This is a genomic window from Microbacterium sp. AG157 (genome assembly GCF_003385695.1).
GTDB classification, from domain to species: domain Bacteria; phylum Actinomycetota; class Actinomycetes; order Actinomycetales; family Microbacteriaceae; genus Microbacterium; species Microbacterium testaceum.
Window position 1 is genome coordinate 609,049 of record NZ_QRDK01000004.1, and the last position, 25,891, is coordinate 634,939.

23 protein-coding genes and 1 tRNA gene are annotated in these 25,891 nt (G+C 69.8%); 6 read left to right on the forward strand and 18 right to left on the reverse strand.

What is annotated here, in order from left to right; all coding sequences use genetic code 11:
* Nucleotides 1-204: 204 nt before the first annotated feature.
* Together DEU35_RS15740 and DEU35_RS15745 are read right to left on the reverse strand one after the other, a co-directional pair.
* Nucleotides 205-1,566, reverse strand: coding sequence for a PhoH family protein (locus tag DEU35_RS15740; RefSeq protein ID WP_103210956.1), 1,362 nt, complete (start codon nucleotides 1,564-1,566; stop codon nucleotides 205-207).
* Nucleotides 1,567-1,771: 205 nt separating this feature from the next.
* Entirely contained in the window at nucleotides 1,772-2,545 is a 774-nt protein-coding gene (locus DEU35_RS15745; RefSeq protein ID WP_103210957.1) for an isoprenyl transferase, read from the reverse strand.
* Between the two features lie 166 nt (nucleotides 2,546-2,711).
* On the opposite strand from DEU35_RS15745, the gene DEU35_RS15750 reads away from it, so the two are divergent.
* A complete protein-coding gene (locus DEU35_RS15750; RefSeq protein ID WP_103210986.1) occupies nucleotides 2,712-3,404 on the forward strand; it encodes a hemolysin III family protein in 693 nt (230 codons plus the stop codon).
* Between the two features lie 91 nt (nucleotides 3,405-3,495).
* Here DEU35_RS15750 and DEU35_RS15755 read toward each other — a convergent pair whose 3' ends face one another.
* Nucleotides 3,496-3,771 (reverse strand): hypothetical protein, encoded by a 276-nt coding sequence (locus DEU35_RS15755; protein ID WP_103210958.1) that lies wholly within the window; start codon nucleotides 3,769-3,771, stop codon nucleotides 3,496-3,498.
* A 63-nt stretch (nucleotides 3,772-3,834) separates the two neighbouring features.
* Here DEU35_RS15755 and DEU35_RS15760 point away from each other — a divergent pair, with 63 nt between their 5' ends.
* Together DEU35_RS15760 and greA are read left to right on the forward strand one after the other, a co-directional pair.
* Nucleotides 3,835-4,230 (forward strand): DUF4307 domain-containing protein, encoded by a 396-nt coding sequence (locus tag DEU35_RS15760; RefSeq protein ID WP_116240050.1) that lies wholly within the window; start codon nucleotides 3,835-3,837, stop codon nucleotides 4,228-4,230.
* A gap of 103 nt (nucleotides 4,231-4,333) precedes the next feature.
* Entirely contained in the window at nucleotides 4,334-4,825 is a 492-nt protein-coding gene (gene greA / locus DEU35_RS15765) for a transcription elongation factor GreA (RefSeq protein WP_116240051.1), read from the forward strand.
* 142 nt (nucleotides 4,826-4,967) lie between these two features.
* On the opposite strand, the gene ilvA is transcribed toward greA, so the two are convergent.
* On the reverse strand, nucleotides 4,968-6,197 hold the full coding sequence (gene ilvA / locus DEU35_RS15770; RefSeq protein ID WP_103210961.1) for a threonine ammonia-lyase: 1,230 nt from the start codon (nucleotides 6,195-6,197) through the stop codon (nucleotides 4,968-4,970).
* Complete coding sequence (locus DEU35_RS15775) at nucleotides 6,194-7,384, reverse strand: AI-2E family transporter (protein ID WP_116240052.1); 1,191 nt, start codon at nucleotides 7,382-7,384, stop codon at nucleotides 6,194-6,196. The genes ilvA and DEU35_RS15775 overlap by 4 nt, the downstream gene beginning before the upstream one ends.
* Nucleotides 7,385-7,454: 70 nt before the next feature.
* Here DEU35_RS15775 and DEU35_RS15780 point away from each other — a divergent pair, with 70 nt between their 5' ends.
* Nucleotides 7,455-8,696: a winged helix-turn-helix domain-containing protein gene (locus tag DEU35_RS15780; protein ID WP_116240053.1), complete on the forward strand. Its 1,242-nt coding sequence runs from the start codon at nucleotides 7,455-7,457 to the stop codon at nucleotides 8,694-8,696.
* 39 nt (nucleotides 8,697-8,735) lie between these two features.
* Here the strand turns inward: DEU35_RS15780 and DEU35_RS15785 are convergent, their stop codons facing one another.
* From DEU35_RS15785 to DEU35_RS15835, 11 genes are all read right to left on the reverse strand, one after another.
* On the reverse strand, nucleotides 8,736-9,305 hold the full coding sequence (locus tag DEU35_RS15785; protein WP_103210964.1) for a LemA family protein: 570 nt from the start codon (nucleotides 9,303-9,305) through the stop codon (nucleotides 8,736-8,738).
* A gap of 110 nt (nucleotides 9,306-9,415) precedes the next feature.
* Nucleotides 9,416-9,488, reverse strand: a tRNA-Leu gene (locus DEU35_RS15790).
* 191 nt (nucleotides 9,489-9,679) lie between these two features.
* Nucleotides 9,680-11,071, reverse strand: coding sequence for an NAD(P)/FAD-dependent oxidoreductase (locus tag DEU35_RS15795; RefSeq protein WP_116240084.1), 1,392 nt, complete (start codon nucleotides 11,069-11,071; stop codon nucleotides 9,680-9,682).
* 8 nt (nucleotides 11,072-11,079) lie between these two features.
* The gene (locus DEU35_RS15800; RefSeq protein WP_116240054.1) at nucleotides 11,080-12,435 is read right to left on the reverse strand and encodes a S8 family serine peptidase; all 1,356 of its coding nucleotides are present in this window, start codon (nucleotides 12,433-12,435) and stop codon (nucleotides 11,080-11,082) included.
* Complete coding sequence (locus DEU35_RS15805) at nucleotides 12,432-12,950, reverse strand: DUF501 domain-containing protein (RefSeq protein WP_103210966.1); 519 nt, start codon at nucleotides 12,948-12,950, stop codon at nucleotides 12,432-12,434. The genes DEU35_RS15800 and DEU35_RS15805 overlap by 4 nt, the downstream gene beginning before the upstream one ends.
* Nucleotides 12,951-12,997: 47 nt before the next feature.
* A complete protein-coding gene (locus tag DEU35_RS15810; protein WP_258027987.1) occupies nucleotides 12,998-13,513 on the reverse strand; it encodes a septum formation initiator family protein in 516 nt (171 codons plus the stop codon).
* Between the two features lie 276 nt (nucleotides 13,514-13,789).
* Nucleotides 13,790-15,070: a phosphopyruvate hydratase gene (eno, locus tag DEU35_RS15815; RefSeq protein WP_013586083.1), complete on the reverse strand. Its 1,281-nt coding sequence runs from the start codon at nucleotides 15,068-15,070 to the stop codon at nucleotides 13,790-13,792.
* Between the two features lie 134 nt (nucleotides 15,071-15,204).
* Entirely contained in the window at nucleotides 15,205-15,885 is a 681-nt protein-coding gene (locus DEU35_RS15820) for an O-methyltransferase (protein WP_116240055.1), read from the reverse strand.
* A 31-nt stretch (nucleotides 15,886-15,916) separates the two neighbouring features.
* Nucleotides 15,917-16,708, reverse strand: a complete 792-nt coding sequence (locus DEU35_RS15825; protein ID WP_246078235.1) for a cytochrome c oxidase assembly protein — start codon at nucleotides 16,706-16,708, stop codon at nucleotides 15,917-15,919.
* Between the two features lie 116 nt (nucleotides 16,709-16,824).
* The gene (locus DEU35_RS15830; RefSeq protein ID WP_371861614.1) at nucleotides 16,825-17,610 is read right to left on the reverse strand and encodes an SGNH/GDSL hydrolase family protein; all 786 of its coding nucleotides are present in this window, start codon (nucleotides 17,608-17,610) and stop codon (nucleotides 16,825-16,827) included.
* Nucleotides 17,611-17,725: 115 nt separating this feature from the next.
* Entirely contained in the window at nucleotides 17,726-19,171 is a 1,446-nt protein-coding gene (locus DEU35_RS15835; protein WP_103210971.1) for an MFS transporter, read from the reverse strand.
* A 127-nt stretch (nucleotides 19,172-19,298) separates the two neighbouring features.
* Here DEU35_RS15835 and DEU35_RS15840 point away from each other — a divergent pair, with 127 nt between their 5' ends.
* On the forward strand, nucleotides 19,299-20,156 hold the full coding sequence (locus DEU35_RS15840) for a helix-turn-helix transcriptional regulator (protein ID WP_103210972.1): 858 nt from the start codon (nucleotides 19,299-19,301) through the stop codon (nucleotides 20,154-20,156).
* Between the two features lie 41 nt (nucleotides 20,157-20,197).
* Here the strand turns inward: DEU35_RS15840 and hisS are convergent, their stop codons facing one another.
* On the reverse strand, nucleotides 20,198-21,445 hold the full coding sequence (gene hisS / locus DEU35_RS15845; protein WP_219728539.1) for a histidine--tRNA ligase: 1,248 nt from the start codon (nucleotides 21,443-21,445) through the stop codon (nucleotides 20,198-20,200).
* Nucleotides 21,446-21,598: 153 nt separating this feature from the next.
* A complete protein-coding gene (locus DEU35_RS15850) occupies nucleotides 21,599-22,240 on the reverse strand; it encodes a MazG family protein (protein ID WP_396652091.1) in 642 nt (213 codons plus the stop codon).
* A gap of 313 nt (nucleotides 22,241-22,553) precedes the next feature.
* Between DEU35_RS15850 and DEU35_RS15855 the strand changes: the two genes are divergently transcribed.
* Nucleotides 22,554-25,226, forward strand: a complete 2,673-nt coding sequence (locus DEU35_RS15855; protein WP_116240057.1) for a phosphoenolpyruvate carboxylase — start codon at nucleotides 22,554-22,556, stop codon at nucleotides 25,224-25,226.
* The last annotated feature ends 665 nt before the right edge of the window (nucleotides 25,227-25,891 follow it).

The following is a 25,891-nucleotide window of genomic DNA, read 5'->3' on the forward strand; positions in this document are numbered from 1 at the left end:
TTGTTTTTCCTGGGGGGAACCGCCGAGGCGGGTGACGAGGTCTCCCTCGTCGATGGCTCTACTCTGGCGGGTCATTGTGAGAGCCCGGAGAGCGTGAAATGAGAACCCTCTCATCTGAGCCCAAATCTTCCCTCCCGGTGCCGCACAGACGGCGACGAGAAGGGGCCGGGATGCCACGGCATCCCGACCCCTCTCAGAGAGCCGCTACGACAGCTCGCCGGCCTCCAGCAACTCCGTCACCAGGGCGGCGATAGCCGAACGCTCGGACCGCGTCAGGGTCACGTGACCGAAGAGTCCGTGGCCTTTCAGCGTCTCGATGACCGAGGCGACCCCGTCGTGCCGACCGACGCGCAGGTTGTCGCGCTGGCCCACGTCGTGCGTGAGCACCACGCGGGAGTTCTGGCCGATGCGGCTGAGGACGGTGAGCAGCACGTTCCGCTCCAGCGATTGCGCCTCGTCGACGATCACGAACGCGTCGTGCAGGGAACGGCCGCGGATGTGCGTGAGGGGCAATACCTCGAGCAGGCCTCGCGCGAGCACCTCCTCGAGCACGTTGCCCGACACGACCGAGCCGAGGGTGTCGAACACGGCCTGGCCCCAGGGGCCCATCTTCTCGGCCTGATCGCCGGGGAGGTAGCCCAGCTCCTGCCCGCCCACCGCGAACAGCGGTCGGAAGACGATGATCTTCTTCTGCTGCTGTCGCTCCAGCACGGCCTCGAGAGCGGCGCACAGCGCCAGCGCCGACTTGCCCGTACCGGCACGGCCGCCCAGCGAGACGATGCCCACCTCGGGGTCGAGGAGCAGGTCGAGGGCGATACGCTGCTCGGCCGACCGCCCGTGCAGGCCGAACGCGTCGCGATCTCCGCGCACCAGGCGGTACTCCCCCTTGCCGGTGACACGGCCGAGCGCCGAGCCGCGCTCGGAGTGGATGACGAGCCCGGTGTTGATCGGCAGCCCCTTGACCACCTCGCTGACCCCGACCTCGGTCTCGTACAGGTCGGAGATCTCGTCGCCCGACAGGTCGATCGAGGCGATACCGGTCCACCCGGAGTCCATCGCCTGCTCGGCGAGGTACTCCTCGGTATTCAGACCGAGGGATGCCGCCTTCACCCGCATCGGAAGGTCCTTCGACACCACGGTGACCTCGGCGCCGTCCTGCGCGAGGTTCATGGCGACGGCCAGGATGCGGCTGTCGTTGCCGCCCGTGCGCATGCCGGAGGGGAGCACCTGCTGGTCGGTGTTGTTCAGTTCGACGCGGAGGGTGCCGTCGGTGCCGACCGGGACGGGGAAGTCGAGGCGTCCGTGCTCGATACGGAGTTCGTCGAGGTGGCGCAGGGCCTGGCGGGCGAAGTACCCGATCTCGGGGTCATGACGTTTGCCTTCCAGCTCGGTGATGACCACGACGGGGATCACGACGGAGTTCTCGGCGAAGCGGAAGAACGCTCGCGGATCGCTCAGCAGGACGGAGGTGTCCAAGACATATGTGCGCAGAGCCTGGTCGGCTCCCGTTTCGGCCTCGGTGCTCTCGACGACGTGACGCTGGTCGTACGGTGCTCGTGCAGTCACAACCCACTCCCGACCCGGGTGAATCACCCGGTTGTCACGAGTCGACCTGTGGGTCACGAGTCGCGATCCGAAGGTCGACTCGACCGGACTCCGTGTCCGATGAGATCACCGTACGACCCCTCGACACCACCCGGGGTCGTTAACACGCCGCGAAAATGACGAGTTCGTAAACAGCGTGTTCACGCCGATACGTCGTCGAGATCGTTCACTGTCCGAAGCGGCGATCGCGCGCTGCGAAGTCGCGGATCGCGCGGAGGAAGTCCACCTCGCGCAGGTCGGGGCCGAGCGCCTCGACGAAGTAGAACTCCGAGTGCGCCGACTGCCAGAGCAGGAAGTCGCTGAGGCGCTGCTCACCGGAGGTGCGGATCACGAGGTCGGGATCAGCCTGTCCCCCCGTGTACAGGTGCTCCCCGATCTGTTCGGGCGTGAGGCTCGCGGCGAGCTCCTCGAGAGACCCGCCCGACTGGTCGTGCTTCGCGATGATCGAGCGCACGGCATCCACGATCTCGCTGCGCCCGCCGTAGCCGACCGCGAGATTCACGTGCAGACCATCGTGTCCGCGGGTGCGCTCGGTGGCCTCGTGGAGCACCTCGGCGAGCTCGGTGGGCAAGCCGTCGGCGCGGCCGACGTGCTTCACGCGCCAGTTGGGCTCATGCGAGAGCTCGGCAGCGAGTTCGGCGATGATCTCGAGCAGGTCCTGCAGCTCCCGACTGTCGCGCTTGACCAGATTGTCGTTCGACAGCAGGTACAGCGACACGACCTCGATGCCGAGGTCGTCGCACCAACGGAGGAACTCGTGCATCTTCGCGGCGCCGGCTCGATGACCGTGGGCGGCACTGTCGAAGCCGAGCTGGCGCGCCCACCGACGGTTGCCGTCGATCATCATCGCGACGTGGTGCGGCACGGTGGCCGGCATGCGACGACGCAGACGCGAGATGTAGAGACGGTAAAGCGGTCCACGCCCCTCGTTCTTCCGCATACGCGCCACTCGCCTACGCTACCGCGTCGCAGGCGGCGGCGACCGGTGAAAGCGACCGGTGCTTCCTGGGGGAAGGGTGAGCGGATCGCCCATGTTCCTCCGCGCGCATGAGCTGAGACGTAGTGTCGAGAGCGTGACGCCCTCGATCCCCGCAGACGGCCCCGACATGCCCCAGCTCCCCCTTCTGGAAGCGGGCGCGGTAGGCGCGCAGGCTGAGCTCAAGCCCACCTGGCGCGGCTGGATCCACGCCGGAACCTTCCCCGTCGCGATCGCTGCCGGCATCGTGTTGATCGCCCTGGCGCAGGGTGCCCCCGGCAAGTGGGCCGGGGCCGTGTTCATGGCCACCTCGATGCTGCTGTTCGGCAACTCGGCCCTGTATCACCGCTTCCATTGGAAGCCGAAGACGCTCGCGGTGCTCAAGCGCATCGACCACGCCAACATCCTGCTGCTGATCGCGGGAACGTACACACCTCTCGCCGTACTGGCCCTTCCGACGCCGAAGACCGTGCTGCTGTTGTCGATCGTGTGGGGCGGAGCGATCCTCGGCATCCTGTTCCGCGTCTTCTGGATCAACGCGCCGCGGTGGCTCTACGTGGCGCTCTACCTGGCGCTCGGGTGGGCCGCCGTGATGTACCTCGGCGACCTGCTCGCGGCGAACGTCGCCATGATGGTGCTGGTCGTGGTCGGCGGTCTGCTCTACACGGGCGGTGCGATCGTCTACGCGCTGAAGAAGCCCAACCCCTGGCCGGGACACTTCGGCTTCCACGAGATCTTCCACGTGTGCACCGTGCTGGCGTTCCTCTGCCACTGGACGGCGTGCCTGCTCATCGCCCTCGCCCCGGCGTACCACGGCGGCTGAATCCCCGGGCCACCGGGGCTGAGCGCGTCACGCCCCCGCGCGTCCCCTTCTCGAGCCTCGGATTCCGGATGCCAGAGCCCCGGGCTGAGATTCAGCTGCGAGGAGCGGCCGGGTCGATGTCCTGGTCGTCGGTCGTGCTGGCGTCTCGGGCCGCGCGCGCCTGCTCCTCGGCATCCAGTTCGGCGTTGACCTCTTCGCGGTATCGACCGCGGCGAATCCGGCGCAGCATGTCCCACACGAGGAGGAACACCGCGACGCCGATGAAGGCGATGGCGGCGAAGCCGAGCGGCCCGGGTGTGACGATCGACTCGTCGGGAGTGGTGGCCGGGGAGGGCGTGGTCGCAAGAGCGACGATCACGGGATGCATGGAGTCCTTCGGTCCGGGCGGAAGCGCGTAGCCTGGTACTCCAGCCTAAAGCCCGGGGAGACCATGACGACGCAAGCCCTGCTCGTCGAACGTTACGGGCGCACGCGTTCGCCCCGGCGGCGCCTCGTCGGCTGGACGATCGTCGCTGTGCTCGCGCTCAGCGCCATCGGGTATCTCGGCTACACGACGTTCGCCAGCAGCGCGGCCTCGGTGACGGCGACCGACACCGGTTTCACCGTCATCGACGACAAATCCGTCTCGAGCAGCTTCCAGATCACCGCCCCCGTGGGCAAGCCGGTCGCCTGCGCCCTCGAGGCCCGCGACGAGGATCACGGGACGGTGGGCTGGAAGGTCGTGCAGTATCCCGCGTCGGACGACGCCTCGCGCGCCTTCACCGAGACGATTCCGACGCTGTCGCTGGCGACCACAGGTTTTGTCAACGCCTGTTGGGTGCCGTAAACTCGCGGAATCACGACGCGCCCCGGCTCGATGCCGGGGCGTTCGACATATCCCCGCCGACGGCTGCAGACACCGCCGTCAGCGCCTCGACGAAGGAGTACCCGTGTCCAACGACGCTCAGGTGACGTTCCTCACGCAAGACGCCTACGACCGCCTCCACAGCGAGCTGGAGCACCTCTCGACCACGGGTCGCGAAGAGATCGCGAAGCGCATCGAGGCCGCGCGCGAAGAGGGCGACCTCAAAGAGAACGGCGGCTACCACGCTGCGAAAGACGAGCAGGGCAAGCAAGAGGCGCGCATCCGCACCCTGCAGGCGCTGCTGAAGTACGCGAAGGTCGGAGAGGCCCCCGAGAGCCACGGCGTGGTCGAGTCGGGCACCGTCGTCACCGCGATCGTCGCCGGCGGCGAAGAGAAGTTCCTGCTCGGCAACCGCGAGATCGCGGCCAACTCAGAGCTCGACGTCTACAGCGAGGCCTCGCCTCTCGGAACGGCCGTCATGGGCCTCAAAGAGGGCGACAAGGGCTCGTACACCGCACCCAACGGGAAAGAGATCCAGGTCGAGGTCGTCAAGGTCGAGACCTACTCGGGTCAGTAACCCGCCTTCGTTCGCGAGCCGCTCCCCCACTGCCGGGGTGGGCGGCTCGCGGCGTTTCCGGACCGCCGAGGCCAGGGCGGTCCGGGGCGTGTGACCACGCTGAACGCGCCTCGACCAGCCTCCCGGTCGAGGCCCTGACGCGTCAGTTCGGAACGACCGTCGCGATGAACCCGGCGTGCTCGAGCGTCGAGATCACGAGCGCCCGGTGCTCCTCGCCGCGCGTCTCGACGCTCAGCTGGAGGATCACCTCGCTGATCTGGAGCCCCTGCCCGTGGCGGGTGTGCAGCACCTCGATGACGTTCGCACCGACGCCTGCGAGCAGCTCCGACACCCGGGCGAGCTGGCCCGGGCGATCAGGCAGCGGAATCCGCAGAGACATATAGCGACCGGATGCCGAGAGCCCGTGAGCCACGACCCGCTGCAGCAGGAGGGGGTCGATGTTGCCGCCCGAGAGGATCGTCACGGTGGGGCCGCTGGCCTTCACCTTGCCGGCGAGGATCGCTGCGACGCCCACGGCTCCGGCGGGCTCGACGACCTGCTTGGCGCGCTCGAGGAGCACGAGCAGCGCGCGGGCGATGTCGTCCTCGGTGACGGTCACGACCTCGTCGACGTACTGACGGATGAGTTCGAACGGCAGATCACCGGGGCGGGCGACCGCGATGCCGTCGGCGATCGTCGGGGTGGTCTCGACCTGCATCGGATACCCCGCGGCGAGCGACGAGGGGTAGGCGGCGGAGTTGTGCGCCTGCACGCCGATGATGCGCACCACTCGCCCCTCGGCTGCGGCACGTGCCTTCACGGCGGCGGCGACTCCCGCGGCGAGCCCTCCCCCGCCGATACCGACGATGACCGTCTCGAGATCGGGCATGTCCTCGACGAGCTCGAGGCCCAGGGTCCCCTGCCCCACGACGATGTCGCGGTGGTCGAAGGGGTGGATGAGCACGGCACCCGTGCGCTCGGCGAACTCGGCGGCCAGGCGCAGCGGCGTCTCGACGGTCGCCCCCTCGAGGATCACCTCGGCGCCGTATCCGCGCGTGGCGAGGAGCTTGGGGACCGGAACACCCAGGGGCATGAAGATCGTGGCTGCGATACCGAGCTGCTGCGCGGCCAGCGCCACCCCCTGCGCGTGATTGCCGGCGGATGCCGCCACGACGCCTCGCGCCCGCTCCTCCTCGGTCAGGCGGGACAAGCGGTAGGTCGCGCCGCGGATCTTGAACGATCCGGTGCGCTGCAGGTTCTCGAGCTTGAGGTTCACGGGTACACCGAGCAGCTCGGTGAGGTGGAGCGACTCGTCGAGGGGCGTTCTCGTGATGATGCCGCGCAGGTTCTGCGCGGCATCCTCGAACTCGGCCAGGGTGGGAGTGTCGTTCATGATCTCCTTCCGCGCTCGCGCGGGACGGTCCGCCAGATCAGATCCGGGGATGCCAGGGTCTCACCGTCGCGCTTCCACGCTTTCGTGCTGAGGTAGACGGCGACGACGTTGACGAATGCGGCGAGGGGCACCGCGAACAGGGCGCCGGCGATGCCGCCGATCATCGCGCCTCCTGCGACGACGAGCACCACCGCGAGAGGGTGCACCTTGACGGCCGAGCCCATCAGGATCGGGTGGAGCACATGGCTCTCGAACTGCTGTACCCCGAGGACGACGATGAGCATGAACAGGGCGATGAGCGGGCCGTTGTAGACGAGGGCGATGAAGACCGCGAGCGCCCCGGTCGCGACCGCGCCGACGAACGGGATGAACGCGCCGAGGAAGACGAGCACACCGATCGGGATCGACAGGGGCACGCCGAGCAGGAAGGCGCCGAGACCGATGCCGATCGCGTCGATCGTCGCGACGAGCAGTTGGGTGCGGGCGTAGCTCTTGATGGTGCGCCAGCCGGCGCGACCTGCACCGTCGACCGCTGGTCGGGCGGCGCGCGGGAAGAGGCGCGTCGTCCACCGCCAGATGCCGCCCCCGTCGGCGAGCAGGCACAGCAGGATGAAGAGCGTCAACAGCACGCCGGTCGCGACGTGCCCGATGGTGGAGCCGATCGTGAGGGCCCCGGTCCAGATGACCTCGCCCTGCTGCTGCAGGAAGGTCCCCGCCCGCGTGAGCCCGTCGTCGATCTGCTGAGCGCTCAGATGCAGGGGGCCGCTGATCAAGTACTCGCGGAATTGCTGGACGGATGCCTCGGTCTGCTTGCGCACCGACCCGAACTGCCGCGAGATCTGCCACACGGCGACCCACACCAGACCCGCGATGATCGCGAGGGTGCCCAGCACCGTGACGATGATGGCGAGCCACTTCGGCCAGCGGTGCCGCAGCAGGAAAGAGAACCCGGGCCACACCAGTGCCGAGATCAGCACGGCGACCAGCAGCGGGATCACCAGGAGCTTCAGCTGGATGACGACGAAGATCACCACCGCGAGCGCCGCGGCGATCACCAGCAACCGCCACGCGTATGCCGTCGCCTGCCGCAGACCCGGCGGGACGGGCGGCTGCAGGTCGCTCGACACGGTGCGACGTTTCAGGGCGTCGAGGAAGGATCCACGCTCGTCGGGATCGGTTCCGCTCATCCCGTCAGCCTACCGCCGCGCCGGTCGCGCTCCGGCGGCCATGTCGGAGGGGGTCGCTACGGTGAATCGCATGACCACGACGCTCCGTCGCGCCGACGCCCGCCGAATCGCTCTCGCTGCTCAGGGCTTCGCCCGACCGCGCCCCGCGACGGTGGGAACGCGTCAGATCACGGGCGTGCTGCATCGCATGCGCATCCTGCAGATCGACTCCGTCAACGTCTTCTCCCGCTCTCATTACATGCCCCTGTTCGCACGGTTGGGGCCCTACGATCCCGCCCTGCTCGACAAACTCGCCTTTTCACGCCGGCCGACGTGGGTCGAGTCCTGGGCGCACGTGGCATCCCTCGTCTCGGTCGATGACTGGCCCCTGCTGCAGTTTCGTCGCGACGAGCTGCGCGCCAAGTACAGTCGCGACGCGTGGGCCGAGGCGAATCAGCCACTTCTGCGGTGGTTGCGCGACGAGCTCGCCGACCGCGGTCCGCTGCGTCCCGCCGAGATCGAGCACGACGCCCGCAGCGGCTCTCGCGGCTCCTGGTGGGGGTGGGACGACGTCAAGAACGGCCTGGAGCGCCTCTGGTTGTTCGGCGATGTCGCCATCGCCGGCCGACGCGGCTTCGAGCGGCGATACGCCCTCGCCTCCGATGTCCTTCCACCGGCGGCGCTCGAGACCTCCGTTGCCCGCGCCGAGGCGATCAGAGAGCTCGTACGTCGCGCCGCCATCGCGTACGGCGTCGCCACGGTGGCCGACCTCGCCGACTACTGGCGCATCCGCGATCGACCGGCGGTGATGACCGGCATCCACGATCTGGTCGACGCCGGCGAACTCATCCCCGTCTCCGTCGAGGGCTGGCAGGTCGCCGGTCGACCGGCCAAGGCATGGCTGCACCGCGACGCCGCCCGGCCGCGCAAGGTCGATGCGGCAGCCATCCTCACCCCGTTCGACCCCGTGGTGTGGTTCCGCGACCGCGCCGAGCGGCTGTTCGACTTCGACTACCGCATCGAGATCTACACGCCCGCGCCGCAGCGGCGCTACGGGTATTACTCGCTGCCCGTCCTCGTCGGAGACGACGTGGTCGGACGCATCGACCTCAAGGCCGACCGCGCGTCGCGCGCTCTGCGCGTGCAGTCCGCGTGGTGGGAGGCCGGGGCGTCTCCGGATGCCGCCGAGCGCGTCGCCGCCGAACTGCTCGCGGCCGCACGTTGGCAGGGCCTCGACCGCGTCACGGTCTCGCGGTGGGGTGACGCGGCCGAAGACCTGGCAGGGGCCCTGCGCGCCGAGCGACACGAGCACCCCGACGGTCGCACCAACTGAAACGCGCCCCCTCGGCCGAAGCGGAGGGGGCGCGTTCACTCAGAACTGCACGCGTGGCGGTTCGGCGATCGCGGCGCCGTCGATGACCTCGAAGAACTCCCGCTCGTGGAAGCCGAGCTGGCGGGCGAAGAGGTTGTTCGGGAACACCTTGATCTTCGTGTTCAACTCGCGCACGCCGCCGTTGTAGAACCGTCTCGACGCCTGGATCTTGTCTTCGGTGTCGACGATCGCATGCTGGAGCTGCAGGAAGTTCTGGCTCGCCTGGAGCTGCGGGTATGCCTCGGCCACCGCGAACAGCGATTTCAACGCTTGCTGCATGTGGCCCTCGGCGACGCCGGCCTCAGCCGGACTCTGCGCCGAGAGTGTCTCAGCCCGCGCGCGCGTGACGTTCTCGAACACGGCTTTCTCGTGCGCCGCGTAGCCCTTCACCGTTTCGATGAGGTTGGGCAGCAGGTCGGCACGTCGCTTGAGCTGAACGGTGATGTCACTCCACGCTTCGTCGACGCGCACATTGAGCGCGACGAGGCTGTTGTAGGTGGCCCACAGGTAGATGCCAGCGATGACCAGGATGCCGACGATCACGATGACCGGTACGAGCCACTCCCACATAAGTCCCCACACTCCGTTCGGAAGATTGCCCTCCAGTGTAACTGCGGGGTGCGCCGCGTTACGGGTGGTGCGAGGGACTCCCAGGCGATCTGCACGCAACGGGCATCTCGTACCCCCGGTGGGACTCGAACCCACACTGAAGCGATTTTAAGTCGCCTGCCTCTGCCATTGGGCTACGGGGGCCCGTGCCTCCACCGTATCGCGGGCGTCGCCCGCCGCCCGCTGACCGTGCGGCAAGAAGAGCGACGACACGCCGATTCCCGATGACGACATCCGGCCTCCCGGTCCCCGACTCGGCACGACGACACGTGACGCCCCCGGAAACGCCGAGACCCCCGCACCCGGAAGGGCGCGAGGGTCTCGGACGAAGGGTGTTACTTGGCCGCGACGGGCTCGGCCTTCTTCTCAGCCGGAGCTGCGGGCGTCTCTGCGGCGGGAGCGGCCGGACGCGGGCGAGCGGCGAACTCCTCGAAGGCTGCGCGAGGCTTCTGCACGGCCTCGAGCGATACGACCTCGCGGCCGTGGACGAAGTTCTGCATCCAGTCGCCGATCACGCGGAACTTGCGCTCCCAGGTGGGCATGGCGAGACCGTGGTAGCCGCGGTGTGCGAACCAGGCGATCAGACCGGTCAGGGCGATGTTGCCCGACTGGAAGGCGCCGTTGTACAGGCCCAGGCCGGCGACGGCACCGAGGTTCTTGTGGTTGTACTCCTTGGGCTCCTCGCCGCGGAGCACCGCCACGAGGTTCTTCGCCATGAGCTTGCCCTGGCGGACCGCGTGCTGGGCGTTGGGGACGCAGAATCCGCCCACGCCGCCGCCCGAGAGGTCGGGAACGGCCGAGACGTCACCGGCGGCCCACGCACCCTCGACGATCTCTTCGTCGGTGCCGACGCGCAGGTCGGGGCGGGTGCGGATGCGACCGCGCTCCTCGACGGGCAGGTCGCTGCCACGGACGACCGTGGGGTTGGCCATGACACCGGCGGTCCAGATGATGAGGTCGGTCGGCAGGTTCTCCCCCGTCGACAGCTCGACGATGCCGTCGACCGCGCCCTTGACCTGCGTGTCGAGGTGCACGAAGGCACCCTTCTTGGCGAGGTCGGCGAGGACCCACTCGCTCGTCTTCTGCGAGACCTCGGGCATGATGCGGCCCATGGCTTCGATGAGGTGGAAGTGCGTGTCGTCGAACGCCAGGGTCGGGTACTGCGAGAGCAGCGACGACGCGTAGGCGCGCAGTTCGGCGAAGACCTCGATACCGGCGAAGCCGCCACCGACGACGACGACGGTCAGCAGACGGTCGCGCTCGGGACCTGCGGGCAGCACCGACGCCTTGTCGAAGTTCGACGTGAGGCGGTCGCGGATCGCGACGGCCTCTTCGATGGTCTTGAGCCCGATCGCGTTGTCGGCGATGCCGGGGATCGGGAAGGTGCGCGAGACGGCACCGGCGGTGACGACGATGTGGTCGTAGCTCTGCTCGAAGGTCTCGTCACCGGCGATCGGCGTGACCGTCGCGGTTTTGGTCGCGTGCGAGATGCCCGTGACCTTGCCCGCGATGACCGTGGTGCGCTTCAGGTGGCGACGGAGGCCGACCACCACGTGGCGGGGCTCGATCTCGCCCGCGGCGACCTCGGGGAGGAAGGGCTGGTACGTCATGTACGGCAGCGGGTCGACGAGCGTGACTTCGGCCTCGCCTCGGCCGAGCAGCTTCTCGAGCTTCCAGGCGGTGTAGAAACCTGCATAGCCCCCACCGACGATGAGGATTCTGGGCACGGTAGTGGTCACGATGTGAGGGACTCCTCGTTTGTGGTGCGGCTCGGCTCGCGGGAGACGCGCGCCTGTCGGATTCGCCGGGCAGCAGCAGTGACACCGAGCGCAATCATTATAGCGGCCAGTGTGGCAGCGCCGAGCGGCAACGACCCGTACAGCACGCTATCGCGAGACGGCAGAAGGGGCGACCCCGCCGCGGGCGCCGCCTCGACGGGCGGCAGCGGCGGGATGACCACGGGACTCGAGGTGGGCTCCGGCGACGGCTCCGCGTCTGCGCGGCGGTACAGACGAATCCACTCCTTGAGGCTCCCGAGCGGGTTCTCCGACACGGTCTCGACCCGCGCCGACACCGCAGCAGCGGCATCCACCAGTCCGTAGCCGTACAGCTTGTCGGGTCGAGCCGAAGCGCCGGCCGCGGGCCTCGCGGTCTGAATCAGACGGTTGAGGACGTTGTTGGCATCCATCCCCGGGTGCGAAGCGCGCACGAGGGCGGCGATGCCGGCGACGATGGGCGCCGCACCGCTCGTGCCGTTCCACTGCACCAGCGAACCGTCGGCCGAGACACCGATGAGCCGCTCGCTCGGGGCGGAGAGACCGATCGTGATGCCCTGGGTCGAGGCGTCGTTGCTCGCCGCGCCGCTCGGGTCGACGCCGCCGACGGCCAGAACGCCGGGAATGGTGGCCGGAGCGCCCACGCGGTCGGTGCCGCTGCCCCGGTTGCCGGCGGCCACGACGATGACCACGTCGTGATCGAAGGCGTACTCGAAGGCGGTATCCCAGCTGGTGTCCCAGTCGAGGGTGTTGGTCGTCAACGACATGTTGATGACCGTCGCACCGTTGTCGACCGCCCAGCGGATGGCATCGGCGATCTGATCCGTGAAGGGCTTGGCACTCGAGGCGCCGAACCCGACCGAGATCGACAGCAACTCGGCCTCTGGCGCGACACCGATCATGCCGCGGCCGTTGCCGGTCCCGCGGGCTGCGGCAAGCGAACCCACCCAGCTTCCGTGATTCGCGTCCACCGCGCCGACTGGCGAGCGTCCGTCGGAGGCGCCCACGCCCGACACGTCGGTGCCGCCGACAACGGCCCCGGTGAACTCGGTCGGCCCGCGGCCGATGCCGGTGTCGATGATCGCGATCTTCTGACCCGCACCCCGTGTGGTCTTCCATGCCTCGCGCACGCCGTACTGGTCGAGCCAGTACTCCCCCGCGCGAACCGAGTCGGTGGGGTCCTCGGGGACCGGATTCGACGGGGCCTGGGGTGCGGCCGACGCGGGAACCGTCGCGGCCACCGCGGGCATCGCCATCGCCCCGCTCAGCACCGTCACGAGAACGACGGATGCCATAGCGGCGGCGACGCGCTTCATCCGCCGGCCCCGGGGCTTTCGCACTGGCACCGCTCGGGCGACCACGTACCGCGCTCGAGGGCACGGTCTCCGATCGGGTTCACGCCGGGACCCGCGGCCAGCGCGTGACCGGCGAGAGCGTGCAGGCACTTCACGCGCGCGGGCATGCCGCCGGCCGAGATCCCGGCGATCTCCTCGGGCTCGCCATAGGCCGCACGGTCTCGCAGATACGCCTCGTGCGCCGCCAGGTACTGCTGCTGCAGTTCTTCGTCCTCGGCGAGCTCGTCGGAGAATTCCTTCATGACGTGGCCCGCCTCGAGCACCGACATCGCGGCGGTCGCCGCCGGGTGGGTGAGGTAGTAGAAGGTGGGGAACGGGCTGCCGTCGTCGAGCCGCGGCGAAGTCGCCACGACCGTGGGATTGCCGCACACGCAGCGCGCCGCGATTCCCACGACCCCGCGCGGGACACGGCCGAGCTGCGACTGGAGCACGGCCAGGTCGGCGTCGGAGGCGGGGGGAAGCGTTGCGGTAGTCATCGCCTCCAGGGTACCCGCCGTCTCCGACAGCCCGCCGGGACCCGGAATCAGCCCGCGGGTGCGTCGGGGGCGGGAGTCGGATCCGGAACGCCGACGGTGACGTCGGGAACCGCCACCTGCGCCGCGCCCGAGGAGGTGACCGAGCGCACGAGCTGTGCCATCCAGTCGGTGCGGGTCTGGCCCACGTCACCGCTGACGTCGTCCTGCTCCTGCGGCGTGGCCGAGGCCGGCAGGTCGTTGTCGATGAGGTACACGACCTCACCGGGGAACGTGTAGCCGAGACGCTCGCGCGCCTGCGTCCGTATGTACGCGGGATCGGACCAGCGGTCGCGCTGCGTCTGCAGATCGGCCACCTGGGACTGGCTGAGCTGCACGGCGCTGCGAAGCGCCTGGATCTGCTGGCGCTGGTCCATATACGTGCCGACCGTCGGCACGAGGACGAAGGTCCCCAGCACCACCAGACCCAGCATGATCACGACGAAACCGGAGATGCGTACGCGGCCGAGCCAGTCGCGCACGTCGACGCGGCGCTCGCGGGCGGCCGGGCGCGCCGACGGACGCACCGGTCGGGCCGATGCCCTCGGCCCCCTCTTCGACGAGGTCCTGCTCGACGTCGGAGCCTCGGATGCCGCTGGGCGGCGAGGAGGTAAAGTCGGTCGCTCCACGGCATCCCCTCCGTCGTCGTCCGGCTCGGATCTCGAACCGCACGCGAGTCTACGGCCCGCCGGAAGGCGCTTCCGCGGACGCGCCGGGGGCACGGCGTCCGCTCAGCGAAAAGCGCTCGCGAACGACGGAGGAGGGGAAGCCGTACGGCTCCCCCTCCTCATGTGGTCAGACGATCAGCCCTTGAAACGGGGGAAAGCCGAGCGGCCCGCGAAGACCGCGGCGTCGCCGAGGTCTTCCTCGATGCGGAGCAGCTGGTTGTACTTGGCGACGCGCTCGCTGCGCGCGGGGGCACCGGTCTTGATCTGACCGGCGTTCACGGCGACGGCGAGGTCGGCGATCGTGGTGTCCTCGGTCTCGCCCGAGCGGTGCGACAGCATCGAGGTGTAGCCCGAGCGGGTCGCCAGCGAGATCGCGTCGAGCGTCTCGGACAGGGTGCCGATCTGGTTGACCTTGACCAGCAGCGAGTTGGCGACGCCGAGGTCGATGCCCTGCTGCAGGCGCTTGGGGTTGGTCACGAACAGGTCGTCGCCGACGAGCTGGACCTTGGAGCCGATGGCATCCGTCAGCTTCTTCCAGCCGTCCCAGTCGTCTTCGGCGAGGGCGTCTTCGATCGTGACGATCGGGAAGTTCGCGACGAGGTCGGCGAAGTAGTCGACGAGGGTGTCGACGCTCCACTCCTTGCCCTCGACGGTGTAGACGCCGTCCTTGTAGAACTCGGTGGCGGCGACGTCGAGGCCGACCGCGATCTCTTTACCGGGCGTGAAGCCGGCCTTCTCGATCGCGCGGATGAGGAAGTCGAGGCCCTCGCGGTTGCTGGGCAGGTCGGGGGCGAAGCCGCCCTCGTCGCCGAGACCGGTGTTGTAGCCCGCGGACTTCAGTTCTCCCTTGAGGACGTGGTAGACCTCGGTGCCCCAACGGAGAGACTCGCCGTAGGTCTCGGCGCCGATCGGGGCCAGGAAGAACTCCTGGAAGTCGATGCCGTTGTCGGCGTGCTCGCCTCCGTTGATGACGTTGAACAGCGGGACGGGCAGCAGGTGCGCGTTGGGGCCGCCCAGGTAGCGGAACAGGGGCAGGTCGGCACTGTCGGCGGCGGCCTTGGCCACGGCGAGCGACACGCCGAGGATGGCGTTCGCGCCCGTGCGCGACTTGTTCTCGGTGCCGTCGGTCTCGATGAGGATCTCGTCGATGATGCGCTGCTCGCTGGCCTCGACGCCCTCGATCGCGGGGCCGAGCTCGTCGACGACCGCGGCGACGGCCTTCAGCACGCCCTTGCCGCTGTAGCGGCTCTTGTCGCCGTCGCGCAGCTCGTAGGCCTCGAACGCGCCGGTGGACGCGCCGGAGGGCACGGCGGCCCGCTGGACGATTCCGTCGTCGAGGAGCACCTCCACCTCGACGGTCGGGTTACCGCGCGAATCCAGGATCTCGCGCGCGTTGACAGCCTCGATAAGTGCCACGAAGGACTCCTCGTTGGTTCTTGGGTGGAGAGGGGGCGGAGCGTCGTCGGTCCGTGGTCGAGTCTAGTGATCTCGTTCGCCGGGCGTGCGGCCGGGTTGCGGAGTCCGCGCTGCACGGAGCGCGACGGGACCGCCTACCGATCGGTCGAGCGTCCCACGGCATCCACCACGATCGCGACCGCCACCCCGTCCCACCCCTTGCGGTCGAGGGTCTGCAGGGCCGTGGCGTCGAACCGGGGGTCGGATCCGAGCATCAGGATGCCGCGGCGAGCGCCCTGCACCTTCGGATCGGTCGTGTCCGCATCGGCGACCTCTCCCCCGCGCACGACATTGTCGAGCACGACCACCGTGCCGATCCGCCCGAGACGCGCCGCCCAGTCCAGGTACAGCTCGTTGGACTCCTTGTCGGCATCGATGAAGACGAGGTCGAAGGGCCCCTCGTCCGCGAGCGTCGGCAGCACGTCGGCTCCGCGACCGACGCGCACCTCCACCCGGTCCGCGACTCCGGCGCGCGCGAGGTTCGCGCGGGCGATCTCCGCGTTCGCGGGCTCCGCCTCGATGGTGACGACCCGTCCCGACGGGCCGACGGCGCGGGCGAACCAGATCGTGGAGTATCCGCCGAGCGTTCCGACCTCGAGCACGCGGCGCGCCCCGGCGATGCGCGTCAGCAGGTGCAGGAATTTGGCGTTGACCGCCGCGACTTCGATCGCCGGCAGGCCCGCGCCGTGCTGGGCGGCGAGCGCGGCCTCCCCCTCGGGGTCGGGCCCGACGAGGGTCTCGGTCAGGAAGGCATCGACGTCTTCGTGGGTGCGCACTCCCCCAGCCTGTCGGCACCGGTCGAGCGGGTCAACGCTCTCCGCGCAGATGGGCGCGGGTCATCTCGTCGTACTCCTCGTCGGAGAGCTCGTCGAAACCCTTGGCCTCCACTCGGTCCGACCTCATCCAACGGACCATGAGGATCACGAGGATCGGCACGTCGGCGAACTCCGCGATGAACCAGATCATGTCACCCGCGAGGTGCTGGTCGTGCAGCAGCGACGGCCACCACGACACCGCCTGCGTGGCATCCGGGATCAGATCCAGCACGTTGTCGTTCAAGCGCATCAGCAGCCCCGGAACGGAGTCGATCAGCAGCTCGACGAACGCGAGCAGGAACTCGATGGCGATGAAGGCGCCGGTGTGGACGGCGCCGAGCGCCATCATCGGCAGCACCATCGCGAGCCCGACGAGGGGCACGACGATCCCCAGCGACGCCTCGACCGCCGGATTCACGCGCAGGATGCCGGCGATCGGGGTGAGAAAGAGGCAGAACACCGCCGCAATGACGACGGTGGCGACCATCGCGTTGCCGAAGATGCGGGTCACGCGCGCGGAGAGGAAACGCTCGCGCAGACCCGAGGGAACGAGATCGAGCGGGCGACCGGCGGCGATGCCGGCGGGAACCGCGAAGATCAGCAGCGCGACGCGGGTCGAGAACGCCCAACGCAGTTCCGACGAGTACACGCCGAGGAAGCCGAGTTCGATGACCGCGTACGGCAGCAACCCGAGCGCGAAGAAGCCGATGGTGCGCAGGACCGGCCACCGCTCCCCGCGGCGACGGAGGCGCCGAACACCGAGGAGGTAGGCGGCGGATGCCACGAGGAGCACGCCGAGCGTGATCGGATCGGCGCGCCAGGTACTGAGGAAGACATCGATGGGAGGCGTGGAAGAAAGGTAGATCCGGGAGCTATGCGTGAGGTGAGGATCGGGCCGTCTCAGCCATCGGCTCGCCCCGACTCCAGAGCCGCGAGCACCGCCGGCAGCAGCGCCTCCGCCGTGCGACGGTAGCCGAGGGCACTGGGGTGGAAGCGGTCGACGCTGAACATCTCGTCGGGTCGCTCCGCGAACACCGGACCCACGGCGCGCGCGAGTCCGACCACCCGCCCACCCGCACGGTGCACGGCGGTCGCCTGAGCCGAGGCCAGCTGCCGCGACGACCGCGCGGCGAGCGCACGGAGGGGCTGCGGGATCGCGCGCAGGGTGCCGAGGTCGGGGCAGGTGCCGACCACGACGGGCACGCCCCGGTCGCGCAGGTCGCGCACGACGTGCGCGAGTTGCTCCGCGGAACGGGATGCCGGGATCCGGTGCGTCACGTCGTTGCCGCCCACGACGATGACGGCGGCATCCGGTCGGTACTCCGGCGGGAGCGAGGCCACCTGCGCCGCGACGGCCGAGGTCTCCGACCCCACCACCGCCGCGGTCCGCAGCCGTACGGGTCGCCCGGCCGCTCGCGCGATCCCCTTCGCGAGGCGCGCACCGAGCGTGTCGCGACGGTGTCCCGCACCGAGCCCCGCGGCGATCGAGTCGCCCAGCACGAGCAGCTCGACCGGCTCACCCGGGTGCTTCTTGCGCCGCCAGACGCGATCGGCATCCAGGGCCTGCTCGCCGAGGGGCTTCCCGATCCGGCGGCGGGCGATCGCCGCCTGCCGGGAGATGAGGGCGCGTACCCCCACCGCCCCGGCTCCGGCGAGCGCCACCACGGACGCCGCGGTCAAGGTCACCGGTCGACGCGCGCGCATTCCCCGATGACACCGGCCCGCGGTGAACGCCCGGTGGCCGGGCCGTGACGGCGGGACGACGGCACGCTCTGGGCATCGGCGCGGCGACGCGCGAGAGCTAGACCGACGCGCCGCGCCCCCGCGCGCGCAGCGCCACCGCCAGGGCCAGCACCGCCGCCGCGAGCACGATGTCGAAGGCGAGCCCGGCGAGCAGTTCGGCGCGGCCGCCGACGCCGGTGAGGGTGACGACACCGCCGATGACGATCACGCCGAAGGACAGGGCGAGCTGCTGGGCGGTGCTGAACATCCCGCCCGACAGGCCTGCGGCCTCGACCGGAACCTCGCGCACCACGAGCTGGGTGAGCGGCGAGAAGATCAGAGCCTGACCCGCCCCGAGCAGGACGAGCGCCGGCTGCAGCCACAGCCCGATGTCGCTTCCCCACGCGAGGACGAGGGTGACGGCCATCGCGACGAGCGCGACCATCTGCACCGTGACGCCGAGCACGAGCGTCGAGTCCCCGAGCTTCGCCTGGATCCGTGCCACCGCGAGCGAGACGCCGGCGAACACCACGGCGAAAGGCAGCAGCGCCATCCCGGCGTCGAGAGAGCTCAGCCCACCGGCCTCGACGGCTCGCGGGAAGACGTAGAGCAGAGCCGAGTACCCCGCGAAGAAGAGCCCCGCGGCCATGAGGCCCAGCTGAAGGGGACGCAGCCGCAGCACGCTCGGCGGCAGCAACGGCACCCGACCCGAACGCTCGACGGCGTTCTGGTGCTTCCACATCGCGACGAGCGCCACGGCTGCGATGACCAGCGCCACGGCGACCGGCCACGACCAGTCCCAGACCGGCCCGAACGTCAGAGCGACGGATGCCGCGAGGATGCCGAGCCCCAAGGCGGCGGTTCCGACCAGGTCGATCGCGACGATCTCGTGCGCACGCGAACGCGGAGCCAGCGGCGCGAGGGCGATCGCGGCCACGGCGATGAGAGCAACGACGACGAAGACGGCACGCCATCCCTCCACGGGGCCGAAGGACAGCGCCGCCAGAGCGCCGCCCGCCACCTGGCCGACGGCCGCTCCGATACCCCCGCTCGCACCGAATGCCGCGATCGCGCGGGTGCGAGCGGCGCCCTGAGAGGTCGCCTGGATGGTGGCGAGCACCTGCGGCGTGCACAGCGCCGCGCCGATGCCCTGCACCACCCGGGCGGCGATCAGCGTCTCGATGGACGGCGCGAGCGCGCAGGCGATGGCCGACACGAGGAACAGGGCCATTCCGACGGCGAACAGCCGGTGCCGGCCGAAGCGGTCGCCCAGACGACCGCCCAGAATGAGCAGCACCGCGAAGGGGATGCCGTATCCCGCGATCACGAGCTCGAGAGCGACGTCGCCGGCTCCGAAGCGCTCGCGCAGGGTCGGCAGGATCACCGTCACCGCGTTGAAGGCGAAGGTGCCGACGCCGGGCCCCAGCAGAAATCCGAGGTAGCGCCAGGTGGGCACGGCGGCGAAGGCGCCCGGACGGATCGACACCGGAGCGCTGCCGGTGGCGGGGTGTGCGGAAGTCGTCATGGTGCCAGCATGAAGACCGCTTCATCCTGGTACCAGGAGTGCGCTCATGCTGGTACTGCCAGCACTCCCCTCCGACGGGTGGGATGTCGCCGGCCCGTCCTATGATCGCCGGGGAGGGAGGGATGCCATGACTCGATCCGACGACGTCCGCGCCGAATTCGCGGGGTTCCTGCGCAGCCGGCGAGCGCGCCTGCGTCCCGCCGACGTCGGGCTTCCCGAGGGGACGCGGCGCCGTGTCGCCGGCCTTCGCCGAGAAGAGGTCGCGCAGCTCGCCGGGGTCGGCCTCACCTGGTACACCTGGCTCGAGCAAGGACGCCCGATCGCGGCTTCCGCCCAGGTCGTCGCGGCCATCGCCCGGGCGCTCCGACTGAGCGACGACGAGCGCGATCACCTCTTCGCCCTCGCCGACCTCCCCGTGCCCGACCGCGGGGCGCGGTACTGCGTCGGTGCGACACACCTCGACCTGCTCGAGAAACTCCTTCCTTACCCCGCCGCCGTGCAGACCGCCCGCTTCGACATCCGTGCGTACAACCGCGCTTACCGCTATCTTTTCGACGACCTCGACGACATGCCGACCGAGCGCCGCAACTGCGCCGTGCTCCTGTTCACCGACTCCGAGTGGCAGCGCTCGCACGTCGACCTCGACCACGCGCAACGACGGATCGCCGCACGCCTCCGCGCGGCCTACGGCCGCCATCACGAAGAACCGTCGTGGCAGCGGTTCATCGCCGACCTCGAAGAGGAGTCACCGCGCTTCGCCGAGCTCTGGCGGCTGGGCGACGTCGGCGGCGAGCGCAACGCGAACAAGCACCTCGTTCACGCCCGTGTGGGCGAACTCCACCTCGAGATGTCGAGCCTGTGGATCGACGACGGGCTCGGTTCCCGGGTGGTGTGGTTCTCGCCTCGCGATGCCGAGACCGCGGCGCGCCTGGAACGCCTCGCGGCCGAGAACCCGGCGGAGGCGTTGATCAGCGCGGTGGCTTAGCACCCGGTCCACCGAGATCCGGCCCCCCGGCGATCCCTCGATCAGGCCAGCGGCTTGATCTCCAGCGTCTCCGGCGTCGATTCGACGTTCACGGTCGCGAACGACGCATAGCCGTCGGCGGCGGAGCGCTCGAGCAGGGCCTTCATGTTCTTCGCGCGCCGCTCGACGCGCACGCGTGCCCCACCGGCGATCAGTGCCGTCTTGAGCGAGAGCAGCTGGGCCGTCGACACGTCGCGGTCGTGCACGAGAACGATCGAACGTTCGCCGTCGGCGGCGGTGGCCGGGAGCAGGTCGACGATCCGCTCGAAGCCGATCGAGAAGCCCACCGCGGGCACCTGCTGGCCGAGGAAGCGGCCGATCATCCCGTCGTAGCGGCCCCCGCCGCCGAGCGAGTAGTCGACGCTCGGGTGGGCGAGCTCGAAGATCGTACCCGTGTAGTAGCCCATGCCGCGCACGAGGAAGGGATCGAAGACGAGCGGCACAGCTCCCCCGCGGGCCGCGGCGACGGTGTCGCCGAGGTCGACGAGGTGGGCGACGACCTCGGCGGGGATGCCGGCGGGCAGGGCCGCGCGAATGCCGACCTCATCGAACGAGCGCTGCGACGCCGGCCGCGCGAGGTACTCGGCGAAGGCATCGACCGCCCGGGCGGTCACGCCGCGGTCGCGGAGCTCGGCGACGACCCCCGAGGGGCCGACCTTGTCGAGCTTGTCGATCGTGATCAGCACGCCGGGACGCTCGTCCGGTGCGAAGCCGAAGACGTCGAGCATCGCGTCCAGGGCACGGCGGTCGTTGACCCGGATCGTGCCGCCCTCGAGCCCGAGCGCGTCGAGAACGTCGAGGCTTGCGACCATGAGCTCGGCCTCGGCGTTCGCCGATGCGTCGCCGATGATGTCGATGTCGCACTGCACGAACTGGCGGTATCGCCCCTTCTGCGGACGCTCGGCGCGCCAGACCGGGGCGATCTGAATGGAGCGGAACACCGTCGGCAGCGACGCGCGGTGCGTGGCGTAGAACCGGGCGAGCGGCACCGTGAGGTCGTAGCGCAGGCCCAAGTCGGCGAGGGCTGCGGGGTTGTCGGCCGCGGCCCGGATGCTCTCGGCATCCATTCCCCGCTTGAGGATGCTGAAGGACAGCTTCTCGTTGTCGCCGCCGATCCCGGCGTGCAGGCGGTCGTAGTCCTCCATCACCGGGGTCTCGATCTCGTCGAAGCCGTGCGCGCGATAGCGCTCGCGGATGATGGCGAGCACACGCTCGCGGCGGGCCTTGTCAGCGGGGAGGAAGTCGCGCATGCCGCGCGGCGGGTTCACGGATGCCACGGTCCCATTCTTCCAGAGCGATGCGACGCCGCCGGCTGCCGGCGCGGCACGCGGCTCGAGATCGCACCGTGCCGCTCGCGTCCCCGCATGCCGACCGCACCGGAACCCGCGAGCTCGAGGGTCCGGTCAGCTCGCGGCCGCCTCCGCCTCGCGAACCTCGGCGCGCAGGGTGCGAAGCCGCTCCCGCAGAGCGCGCTCGGCGTCCCAACCACGCGTGCGGGCCAGGTGCACCAGGGTCAGCAACGCGTCGCCGAGCTCCGCCTCGGTCTCGGGGTCGGCCAGGTGGTGCGTCGGCGCGCACACGCCGACCTGCGCGGCCTTGCCCATCACCTTCTGCGCCAGGGCGAGTGAAGGCATGTGGTCGCTGACCCCGTCGAGCACACTCGTGCGCTCGCGCTTCTCGGCCGCTTTCGCCGCGTTCCAGTGCACGAGGACGTCCTCGGGGGTGGATGCCACGGCATCCGCGAACACGTGCGGGTGTCGCCGCACCATCTTCTCGGTCAGCCCCCGGGCCACGTCGTCGATGTCGAAGGGGTCGCCAGGATCCGCGGCGGCGATCTCGGCGTGGAAGAGCACCTGCCAGAGCAGGTCGCCGAGTTCCTCGCGCAGATCGGCGCGCGTTCCCGCCTCGACCGCGTCGATGACCTCGGCGCTCTCCTCGACGAGGTAGGGCACGAGGTCGCGGTGGTCGATCCGCTGCGTCCACACGCAGCGCTCGCGCACGGTCCTCATCGTCTCGGCGGCTTCCCGCAGGGCGTCGTCACTCACGGTCTCTCCCTCCGCGGGCCGGGGCGACGCCGCTCGCCACGAGTATCCCCCGACCGGGCGACCACGTCGCGGCTCCGGGCCGATCTCGCACGATCCCGTCGTAAAACCCTCGCGTGTCGTCCGCCGCCGCCGCACGGTTCGGCGCGGTACTGAACACCGCTCCGGAGATTCCGGATGCCGTCACCCGAATCGAGCGAATTGCTGCGGCAGTCGGCGTCTCCGACCGGAGAAACTCCGAAATCGGGCGCTGCGAACCGACGCACGCCGTTACACGTGGATCGGTCCGGCCCCTGACGCCGATAATCTGGGGCCTGTGCGTGAACTGACCCCGACCGAGGCCATCGACCTCGTGGGCCGCTTCGAAGCCGGCCAGGAGCTCCCCGAACAGATGCGCGCCGACGTGCGCCTGCTCGGATCCCTCCTGGGCCGCGTCCTTCAGGAGAGCGGCTCCCCCGGACTGTACGACGACGTCGAGCGGCTGCGCACGGCGACGATCCAGGCCTACACCGACGAGACGCCCGAGGCGTTCGAGCGTGCGGCCGCGATCGCCGACGGCTTCTCGATCGAACGAGCCGACGAAGTGGCCCGGGCCTTCACGGCGTACTTCCACCTCGTCAACCTCGTCGAGGAGCATCAACGCGTGCGCGTGCTGCGCGAGCGCGGCGATCAGCCGTCGCGCAGCGGAGCCCCCGACACCATCGCGAGCGCATTCGAGCGGCTCTCGAGCGAGGTCGGCGAAGAGACGGCGCTCGCGCGCCTTCAGGCGCTTCGATTCCACCCGGTCTTCACCGCCCACCCCACCGAGGCCCGCCGTCGCGCCATCTCGACGAGCATTCGGCGTCTGTCGGAGCTGCTGTCGGAGCACGACGGTGCTACCGAGGGCGGAACCGAGAGCCGTCGCGCCAAACGCCGAATGCTCGAAGAGATCGACACGCTGTGGCGCACCGCTCCCCTCCGGCGCGAGAAGCCCTCACCCGTCGACGAAGTGCGCTCTGTCATGTCGGTCTTCGACGAGACGCTGTACACCGCGGTTCCGCGCGTGTACCGCCGGATCGACGACATTCTTCAGGGTGAGAACGCCGGATCCCGCGCCCCGATCGTGAAGCCGTTCGTGCGCGTCGGCTCGTGGGTCGGCGGTGACCGCGACGGCAACCCGTTCGTCACGGCATCCGTCACCCGCAAGGCCGCGGCGATCGCGAGCGAGCACGTGCTGATCGGTCTCGAGCGCACGACCCGGCGCGTGGGTCGAGGGCTGACCCTGGATGCCGCCACCACCCCGCCCAGCGAGGCACTCGTCGCGCTGTGGCACCGCTTGCGCGCGGCGGACGAGGACGCCGCCGCAGAGATCGCGGAGCGTTCCCCCGACGAACCGCACCGCCGCATTCTGCTGCTGCTCGCGCGCAAGATCGCCGCGACCCGCACGCGCAACGCCGACCTCGCCTACCGCGACCCCGAGCACCTGCTCGCCGACCTGCGCGTCGTCCAGGACTCACTCGTCGCCGCCGGTGCCGCGCGCCAGGCATACGGCGCCCTGCAGCGCTTGGTATGGCAGGTCGAGACCTACGGCTTCCACCTCACCGAACTCGAAGTGCGCCAGCACTCGGCGGTTCACCGGAAGGTGCTCGACGAGCTCCGCGCCGGAGGTGCCCGCAGCGAGCAGACCGAAGAAGTCCTCGAGGTCTTCCGCTCGATCGCGTACGTGCAGGAGCGCTTCGGCCCCCGTGCCGCCGGGCGCTATATCGTGTCGTTCACGCAGTCGGCCGACGACCTCGCCAATGTGCACGAGCTGGCCTCGTTCGCGATGGGACCCGGCGAACAGCCCCCGGTGCTCGACGTCATCCCGCTGTTCGAGACCTTCGCCGACCTCCAGGCCGCTCCCGGCATCCTCGCCGAGATCGTCTCGCACCCCTCGTTCGTCAGTCGGCTGGATGCCACCGGCCGGCGCCTCGAGGTCATGCTCGGCTACTCCGACTCCTCGAAGGACGTCGGGCCCGTCGCCGCCAACCTCGCGCTCTACGAGGCCCAGGCCGAGATCTCCACGTGGGCCGCGACCGAGGGCATCGAGCTCACGCTCTTCCACGGGCGCGGCGGCGCCCTCGGACGCGGCGGTGGGCCTGCCAACTCCGCGATCCTCGCGCAGCCCCCGCATTCCGTCGACGGTCGTTTCAAGCTCACCGAGCAGGGCGAGGTCATCTTCGCCCGTTACGGTGACGCCGACATCGCCATGCGGCACATCGACCAGGTCGCAGCCGCCGTGCTCACGGCATCCTCCCCCTCGATCGAACGTCGCAATCGTGGAGCTGCGGAGGCATTCGCCGACGTCGCGACCACCATGGATCTCGCCTCCCGCGAGCGCTTCTTCGCTCTGGTCAAGGCGCCCGGTTTCGCACCGTGGTTCGCCACGGTCACTCCCATGGAGGAGCTCGGCCACCTGGCCCTCGGATCACGCCCCGCGCGTCGCGGGCTCTCCGTGGAGTCGCTCGAAGACCTGCGGGCGATCCCGTGGGTGTTCTCGTGGACGCAGGCCCGAATCAACCTCGCGGGATGGTTCGGTCTCGGCACCGCCCTCGACGCCGTGGGCGACGAGCCGCGCCTGCGCGACGCGTACGAGCAGTGGCCGCTGTTCCGCACGATGATCGACAATGTCGCGATGAGCCTGGCGAAGGCCGACGAGCGGATCGCCCGTCGCTACCTCGCGCTGGGCGACCGCGACGACCTCGCCCAGCTCGTGATGGACGAGATGCTGCTCACCCGCTCCTGGGTCGAGCGGATCACCGGCGGAGACCTGCTCGGCAACAAGCCGATCCTGCAGCGCGCCGTGAAGATGCGCAGCCCGTACGTCGACGCGTTGTCGCTCTTGCAATTGCGGGCCCTGCGCGCGCTTCGCGAAGCGGACGCCGAAAACCCGACTCCGGATGCCGAGCACCAGCGGCTGCTGCTGCTCTCGGTGAGCGGTGTGGCGGCGGGCCTGCAGAACACGGGCTGAGCTCGATACATTTTCATCGACGCGTCGGCTCTCCCCGCACAGAGCCGACGCGTCGTGTCACGAGGGGCCACGCGACCGTCCTCAATCGGCGTGACGAACGGGCGTCTGGCGGGATCAACTGCGCGCCTCGCCGCCATCACCGATCACCGCCCCGGTGAAGACCCGTGTACCGGGCGCGAAGAACAGCTCCTTGCCCACGTCGGCGCCCGCGACACTCGCCCTCGGGCCGATCAGGGTGTGGGGCCCACCTGGACCGCACGCACTGAGCCCGCCCCGTCCAGGGCATCCTTCTCGCGCAGCACGACCGGCTACGCTCCGACGTGATCACCGCGCCGTGCAGCACCGGGCAGCCGGGCCGATGGTCACGTCGCCGGTGAGACCGCGGTGGGCGCGATGGTCGCGTCAGGATGAATGCAGGGCTCTGCCCCCGGAGTGGGTGTGGCGCGTGACGGCGGCCTCTCCTCGGTGTCGCCAGCGTAGACCCCGGTCGGGCAGCCGATGCCCCGCATACGACGAGGCGGTGGTGGGTGTTGTCCTGGGGAGGGGACGGGACGCATCAGCGCGTCGGCACCCGGGGAAGTGCCCGTAAATGCGAAATGGCCACCCAACTTTGGGTGGCCATTTCGACTGAAAAGAAGTCCGGCGGTGTCCTACTCTCCCACAGG